At 68.7% G+C, this 6,164-nt stretch carries 7 protein-coding genes and 1 pseudogene; 2 read left to right on the plus strand and 6 right to left on the minus strand.

Features of this window, described 5'->3' with window-relative positions; translation table 11 throughout:
• Window positions 1–55 precede the first annotated feature (55 nt).
• From ACH107_RS29105 to ACH107_RS29125, 5 genes and pseudogenes are all read right to left on the minus strand, one after another.
• A pseudogene (locus tag ACH107_RS29105) lies at window positions 56–514 on the minus strand (N-acetylmuramoyl-L-alanine amidase); the annotation flags it as partial.
• An 8-nt stretch (window positions 515–522) separates the two neighbouring features.
• Window positions 523–1,212, minus strand: coding sequence for a hypothetical protein (locus tag ACH107_RS29110; protein ID WP_310702905.1), 690 nt, complete (start codon window positions 1,210–1,212; stop codon window positions 523–525).
• A gap of 34 nt (window positions 1,213–1,246) precedes the next feature.
• A complete protein-coding gene (gene gatA / locus ACH107_RS29115; protein WP_412509212.1) occupies window positions 1,247–2,719 on the minus strand; it encodes an Asp-tRNA(Asn)/Glu-tRNA(Gln) amidotransferase subunit GatA in 1,473 nt (490 codons plus the stop codon).
• On the minus strand, window positions 2,719–3,006 hold the full coding sequence (gatC, locus tag ACH107_RS29120; protein ID WP_310691592.1) for an Asp-tRNA(Asn)/Glu-tRNA(Gln) amidotransferase subunit GatC: 288 nt from the start codon (window positions 3,004–3,006) through the stop codon (window positions 2,719–2,721). Before gatC ends, gatA begins: the two co-directional genes overlap by 1 nt.
• Before the next feature lie 36 nt (window positions 3,007–3,042).
• Window positions 3,043–3,699 carry a ceramidase domain-containing protein gene (locus ACH107_RS29125; protein ID WP_310691593.1) on the minus strand — a complete coding sequence of 219 codons (657 nt, stop codon included), beginning with the start codon at window positions 3,697–3,699 and terminating at the stop codon, window positions 3,043–3,045.
• A gap of 74 nt (window positions 3,700–3,773) precedes the next feature.
• On the opposite strand from ACH107_RS29125, the gene ACH107_RS29130 reads away from it, so the two are divergent.
• A complete protein-coding gene (locus tag ACH107_RS29130; RefSeq protein ID WP_310691594.1) occupies window positions 3,774–4,472 on the plus strand; it encodes a metal-dependent hydrolase in 699 nt (232 codons plus the stop codon).
• Window positions 4,473–4,509: 37 nt separating this feature from the next.
• Here ACH107_RS29130 and ACH107_RS29135 read toward each other — a convergent pair whose 3' ends face one another.
• Window positions 4,510–4,971, minus strand: coding sequence for a nucleoside deaminase (locus ACH107_RS29135; RefSeq protein WP_412509213.1), 462 nt, complete (start codon window positions 4,969–4,971; stop codon window positions 4,510–4,512).
• A gap of 112 nt (window positions 4,972–5,083) precedes the next feature.
• On the opposite strand from ACH107_RS29135, the gene ACH107_RS29140 reads away from it, so the two are divergent.
• Window positions 5,084–5,890, plus strand: coding sequence for a pseudouridine synthase (locus tag ACH107_RS29140; protein WP_310691596.1), 807 nt, complete (start codon window positions 5,084–5,086; stop codon window positions 5,888–5,890).
• Window positions 5,891–6,164: the final 274 nt, after the last annotated feature.

Below are 6,164 nucleotides of genomic sequence, written 5' to 3' on the forward strand. Positions count from 1 at the left end.
TTCAGCGAGATCAGCCGGATCGACAGGTTGCTTGCGCGGCTCAACGGGGTCGGCCCGGTCGAGGCCGCGAAGATGCGCGCGACCTGGCCCAGTCGAAGCGCCGGCCCGGGTCGATCTTGCGCCCCGGTGCACAATCGGAGTGTCCGATCACGCCCTTGGCCGGAATGTCCCAGCGGGCCATGATCCCGGCCAGCACCGCCTCCAGCGCATCCATCTGGGCCGCGGCAAAGGGCGCGGTGCCCGGGTTGGCCAGTTCGATGCCGATGGACTGCGAGTTGACGTCGGTGATGGTGCCCCAGGCCCCGGCCCCGGCGTGCCAGGCACGCTTGTCCTCGGGGACAAGCGCCTCAACTGCGCCCCTCTTGGAAATCAGGTAATGCGCCGAAACCTGCGAGTCCGGGTTGCACAGCCAGGCGCGCGCCGCGCCGCAGTCCGCCATCGCCGTGTAATGCAGCACCACCAAGGAGGGATGCGCGCCGCCGCGGCGGTCCCCGAAATTGGGCGACCCTGCCACGCGCCGGTTCAGCCGTCGCCGGCCGATGTGCGGAACGGCGTCGGGTCCCATCCGCAGGCGAAACCGTCCCCGTCGGGGTCAAGGCCCAGCCGGTCGCGCGCCGGCCCGCCCCGGGCGAGGAAATCGCGCTGCGCGGCGTCGGGGTTGTTGTACTTGGCGCAGTTGCGCTGAAAGCGGCTTTCGCTGAACAGCCCGGCCCGGGAATAGACCGGCTCGCCCTTGTCGTTCGGCACCTCCAGCGCGAATTGCACGATGTTGGGGCCGCCGTCGCCGGGGCGTCGCGGCAGGGCGGTCGGCTCGATGACCTCGTAAGCGGCGGCTTGGCGTTCGCGGCGCTCGGCGTCGCTCTCGATGGTCTCGCGGGCGGCGACGGCCTCGAAATCCTGTTCGTCGGAAATTCCGTCGTTGGCGGCAGGGTCTGCCTGGGACTCCGCGGTCGGGGTCTCCACCCCGCCGATGCCGGCCCGAGTCAGTTCTGAGGTCGTGACCGACCCGCCGGTGCCGCCACCCTGCGCATCGTCTTCCGGGGCCGCTTCGGCGCGCACCCCGCCGCGGGCCTGCGCCCGCGCGTCCCGGTCCGGCCCCGAAACGCCGACGCCTAGGCCGCTGTCGCCGCTGTCAGGGATCGCGGGCGCACAGGCCCCCAGCGCGAGCAGCGCCGCCACGGCCTTCAGTATCTTGTGAGGTCTCATCGCCATCCGCCTTTCCCGCGGCCCATGCCGGTGGGCGTTGCTACCACCAACGTGCCGGTTTGGCCACGAATCCGGCGGCGTTTTCCAGCGCATAGGCGGTATTCAGCAGGTCGCCCTCGTCCCAGGGACGCCCGATCAGCTGCAGCCCCAGTGGCAGGCCCTGCCGATCGAGCCCCGCCGGCACGCTGATCCCCGGCAGCCCGGCCAGGTTCACGGTGACGGTGAAAACATCGTTGAGATACATGGCCACCGGGTCCGCCTCGGTCATCTCGCCCAGCCCGAAGGCCGCCGACGGGGTGGCCGGGGTCAGGATCGCGTCGACACCCTGGGCAAAGACCGCGTCGTAATCCTTCTTGATCAGGGCACGCACCTTGCGGGCGCGGTTGTAGTAGGCGTCGTAGAAACCGGCCGACAGGACGTAGGTGCCGACCATGACGCGGCGCTTGACCTCCGCGCCGAAGCCCTCGGCGCGGGTCTTCTCGTACATCTCGGCGATGCCGTCGCCCGCGTCCAACGCGGCGCGGTGGCCGAAGCGCACCCCGTCATAGCGGGCGAGGTTGCTGGAGGCCTCGGCCGGGGCGATGACGTAATAGGTGGGCAGCGCGTACTTGGTGTGCGGCAGCGATATGTCGACCAGCGTGGCGCCGGCATCCTCCAGCATCTTGCGGCCCTCGGCCCAGAGCGCCTCGATCTCGTCGGGCATGCCCTCCATGTGATATTCGCGGGGAATACCGATGGTCTTGCCGCGGATATCGCCGGTCAGCATGGCCTCGAAATCGGGCACGGGCAGGTCGGCGCTGGTGCTGTCTTTCGGGTCGTGCCCGCACATGGCCTGCAGCATGATCGCCGCGTCGCGCACGTCCTTGGTCATCGGGCCGGCCTGGTCGAGCGAACTGGCAAAGGCCACGATACCCCAGCGCGAGCAGCGGCCGTAGGTCGGCTTGATCCCGGTGATGCCGGTAAAGGCGGCGGGCTGGCGGATCGAGCCGCCGGTGTCCGTGCCGGTCGCGCCAAGGCAGAGGTCAGCGGCCACGGCGGCGGCGGACCCGCCCGAGGAGCCGCCCGGCGTCAGCCTGCGATCGTCCACCTTCCAGGGGTTCACCGCATCGCCGTAGACGCTGGTCTCGTTCGAGGAGCCCATGGCGAATTCGTCCATGTTGAGCTTGCCCAGCATGACCGCGCCGGCGTCCAGCAGGTTCCGGCTGACCGTGCTTTCGTATTCCGGCTTGAAACCATCCAGGATCTTCGAGGCCGCCTGCGACGCAACCCCTCTGGTGCAGAACAGATCCTTGATGCCGAGCGGGATGCCGTTGAGGCTGCCACCATCCGTGCGCCCATCGGCTGCCCGGGCCTGGTCCAGCGCCAGGTCGGGCGTGTCATGGACGAAGGCGTTCAGGGCGCCGGCGTCCCCGATCTGCCCGAGGCAGGCCTCGGTCAGTTCCACGCTGGTCACCTCACCCTTTTTCAGGGCGTCGCGGGCCTCGGCGATCTTGAGTTTGCTCAGCTCGGTCATCATTCAACCACCTTCGGCACGGCGAAGAAGCCCTCGCGGGCATCGGGGGCATTGGCCAGAACCTTGTCCTGCTGATCGCCATCGGTCACGACATCCGCGCGCCGCTTGAGCCGCTGCGGGGTGACCGTGGTCATCGGTTCCACGCCCGCGACATCGACCTCTTGCAACTGCTCGATGAAGCCGAGGATGGCGTTGAATTCGCCGGCCAGGGCGGGCAGCTCGTCCTCCTCGACCTTGATGCGGGCGAGATGGGCCACCTTGCGGGCGGTTTCCGTGTCGATGGACATTGCGCGGCGCACTCCCTTGTTGCGTTGCGGCCCGCTTTAGCGCCCCGCCGCGCGGCCTTCAAGCATGTGGCGGCGGTATATCTCGATCATCCAGCCCAGCATCACGGCATTGAGAAGATGCCAGAACAGATGCGTGCCCACGGGGAAGGCCGCGCAGAGCGTTTCGTCCAGGCTGCGGGCGGTGATGGACAGCGACAAGAGCGCCGCGCCCACCGCGAAGCCACGCACCAGCGCCGGGAACCGGTGGCGCAAAACGATGCCGTAGATCACCAACAGGATCGGCACCGTCCAGTAGAAGGACGACACTCCGAAGAAGGGCACGTCGCGCAGCAACACGGTGACCCCGGCCGCGTAGGGCAGGAACCCGGCCGTGGCCAGCCCCGCCGCCCAGCCGGGCCAGGCCAGCACGTCGCGGTGCACCGCGAAGAGGTAGAGCAGGATGAACCCGAGGATCGGCAGCGTATCGGCCAGGGCCGCCCAGCCCGTGGCCAGCGTGTGGAACAGGAAACTGCCGATCCCGATGGCGAAGAGCACCGCCGCCAGCGCGCGGGCCATGGGCACCCCGGCGCTGCGCCGCCACAGGACCACCGCGGCCACGAGGAAGGCAAGGTTCGTGAGCGCGTTCACCGGTTCGGCCCAGAAGCTGAAATCCATCCGCTCGCAATAGCCGTCGATCTGCTCGGTCAGGTCCATGGGCTGCATCCCGCTGTGGTCACATCGCCCTGTCGTGTTATCCTGCCCGCCACACCGAACCAAGGGAGCGCGACATGAAGATCATCTGGTTGGGCCATAGCGGCTTTCGCATCGAGATCGGCGGCAAGGTCCTGCTGATCGACCCCTGGCTGGCGGGCAATCCCGCCTTTCCCGAGGATCGGGCGGCAGAGGCAACCGCGGGGGCGACGCATATCTGCCTGACCCACGGCCATGGCGACCATGCCTCGACCACGCTGGCGATCGCGCGGGAGCGCGGCATTCCGGTGCTCTGCATCCACGAGATCGCGCAGCTCTGGGCCGAAGAAGACGGGGTCGAGGTCATGGGTTTCGGCAAGGGCGGCACGCTGGACCTTGATGGCGTCAGCGTCACCATGACCCACGCCGTGCATTCCTCGTCCTTCGATTTCACCGGGACGGGGCTGCACTACGCGGGCGAGCCGGCCGGGTTCATCATCCGCGGCGAGGGGCATTGCCTCTACGTCAGCGGCGACACCGACGTCATGGCCGACATGGAGGTGATCGCCGACCGCTATGCGCCGGACATCGGCATCCTCTGCGCGGGCGGGCATTTCACGATGGACATGGAGGGCGCAGCCTATGCCGCCAACCGCTACTTCGACTTCAAGGCGGTCATTCCCTGCCACTACAAGACCTTCCCGCTGCTGGCGCAGGACGCCGAACCGCTGGGCGCACGCCTGCCCGTGGGCACAAGGCTGATCGAACCCGAGGTTCTGGAGCCGATCAGCCTCTGAGCGCGACGCAGCGTCGACGCGCCGCGACGCGTTTTCATCAAAACGCGTCGACGCCCCGGCGGTCTGCGAAGAAGGCCTTGAGCAACTGCCCGGCCGCCTCGGCGCCGATGCCGTCGTAGACCTCGGGGGCGTGGTGGCATTGCGGATGGTCGAAAACCCGCGCGCCCTGCGCCACGCCGCCGGATTTCGGATCGGCCGCGCCGTAGTAGAGCCGCGCGATCCGGGCAAAGGATATCGCTGCCGCGCACATCGGGCAGGGTTCCAGCGTCACGTAGAGGTCATGGCCGCTCAGGCGCTCCTGCCCCAGCGCGGCGCAGGCAGCGCGGATCGCCAGCACCTCAGCATGGGCGGTGGGGTCGTTGAGTTCTCGCGTCCGGTTGCCCGCCCGGGCCAGCACCTGGCCGTCGCGCACCACCACGGCCCCCACCGGCACCTCGCCGCGGGTGGCGGCGGCGCGGGCCTCGTCCAGGGCGGCATCCATGTGGCTGCGAAAGGGCATGACCCTTGATCGGGCGGCTGTCCGGGCTTGGCAAGGGCGGGAGATGAGTTTTTTGCCAAGATGAAGCCGGCAGCGATTGCCTGACGCGCAACGGACCACTAAGCCCTCGATCATGTCCAAGCCCGTTTCCCCGTCCGGCGACCGGATCGCCAAGGTTCTCGCCCGCGCCGGGGTCGCCTCGCGCCGCGAGGCCGAGCGCATGATCGCGGCGGGCCGCGTCGCGGTGAACGGCAAGCGGATCGACAGCCCGGCCCTGAACGTGACGGACGGGGACAGCATCACGGTGGACGGCAAACCCATTGCGGCGGCCGAGCCACCGCGCGTCTGGCTCTATCACAAGCCTGCCGGTCTGGTGACCAGCGCGCGCGACGACAAGGGCCGCGAGACGGTCTTCGACGCCCTGCCCGAGGACCTGCCGCGGGTGATGAGCGTCGGCCGGCTTGACCTGAGTTCCGAAGGGCTGCTGCTGCTGACCAATGACGGCGAGATCAAGCGCCGCATGGAACTGCCCAGCACCGGCTGGCAACGCCGCTACCGCGTGCGGGTCAAGGGCTCGCCCGAAGAGGCCGCGCTGGAGCGGTTGCGCGCGGGCATCACCGTCGACGGCCTGCGCTATCAGCCCATGACGATCACACTCGACCGCAACCAGGGTGCCAATGCCTGGCTGACCGTCTCGATCCGCGAGGGCAAGAACCGCGAGATTCGCCGCGCCATGGAGGCCATCGGCCTGACCGTGAACCGGCTGATCCGGGTCAGCTACGGGCCCTTCCAGCTGGGCAACCTCAAGCCCGGCGCGGTCGAGGAACTGCGCTCGCGCGTGGTGCGCGACCAGCTGGGGCTGGACGCCGGCAAAAAACCGCAAGGCCCCGGCAAACCCACGGTCAGACGCAGCCGGGCGGGGAAATCCCGACCCGATTGACCCTTGCCGGGCCGGGCGGGCCGTGCATCCTTGCACGCAGGCCCCCTCGTAACCGGCCGTTCGGTCGCCTATCTTGGCAAGGGTTCGACACGTGGAGCATGATGGCACGACTCATCCTCATTCTGGCCGTGGCGGCGGCTGTCTTGCTGGTCGCGGGGATCGCCGGGCACCTGCTGCCGACCTTGATGCGGCCCTGACAGTCGCACTGTAACTTGACGCGGCACCGCCGCTTGTCCCGGGAAGACCACACGAAGGAACCGGTATTGTCTAAAAT

The sequence above is a fragment of the Roseovarius halophilus (ex Wu et al. 2025) genome, assembly GCF_047086965.1.

Coding starts and splice junctions, on each gene's coding strand:
- ACH107_RS29110 (WP_310702905.1), bottom strand. CDS start 1,212: ATGGCGATGAGACCTCACAAGATACTGAAGGCCGTGGCGGCGCTGCTC.
- gatA (WP_412509212.1), bottom strand. CDS start 2,719: ATGACCGAGCTGAGCAAACTCAAGATCGCCGAGGCCCGCGACGCCCTG.
- gatC (WP_310691592.1), bottom strand. CDS start 3,006: ATGTCCATCGACACGGAAACCGCCCGCAAGGTGGCCCATCTCGCCCGC.
- ACH107_RS29125 (WP_310691593.1), bottom strand. CDS start 3,699: ATGGACCTGACCGAGCAGATCGACGGCTATTGCGAGCGGATGGATTTC.
- ACH107_RS29130 (WP_310691594.1), top strand. CDS start 3,774: ATGAAGATCATCTGGTTGGGCCATAGCGGCTTTCGCATCGAGATCGGC.
- ACH107_RS29135 (WP_412509213.1), bottom strand. CDS start 4,971: ATGCCCTTTCGCAGCCACATGGATGCCGCCCTGGACGAGGCCCGCGCC.
- ACH107_RS29140 (WP_310691596.1), top strand. CDS start 5,084: ATGTCCAAGCCCGTTTCCCCGTCCGGCGACCGGATCGCCAAGGTTCTC.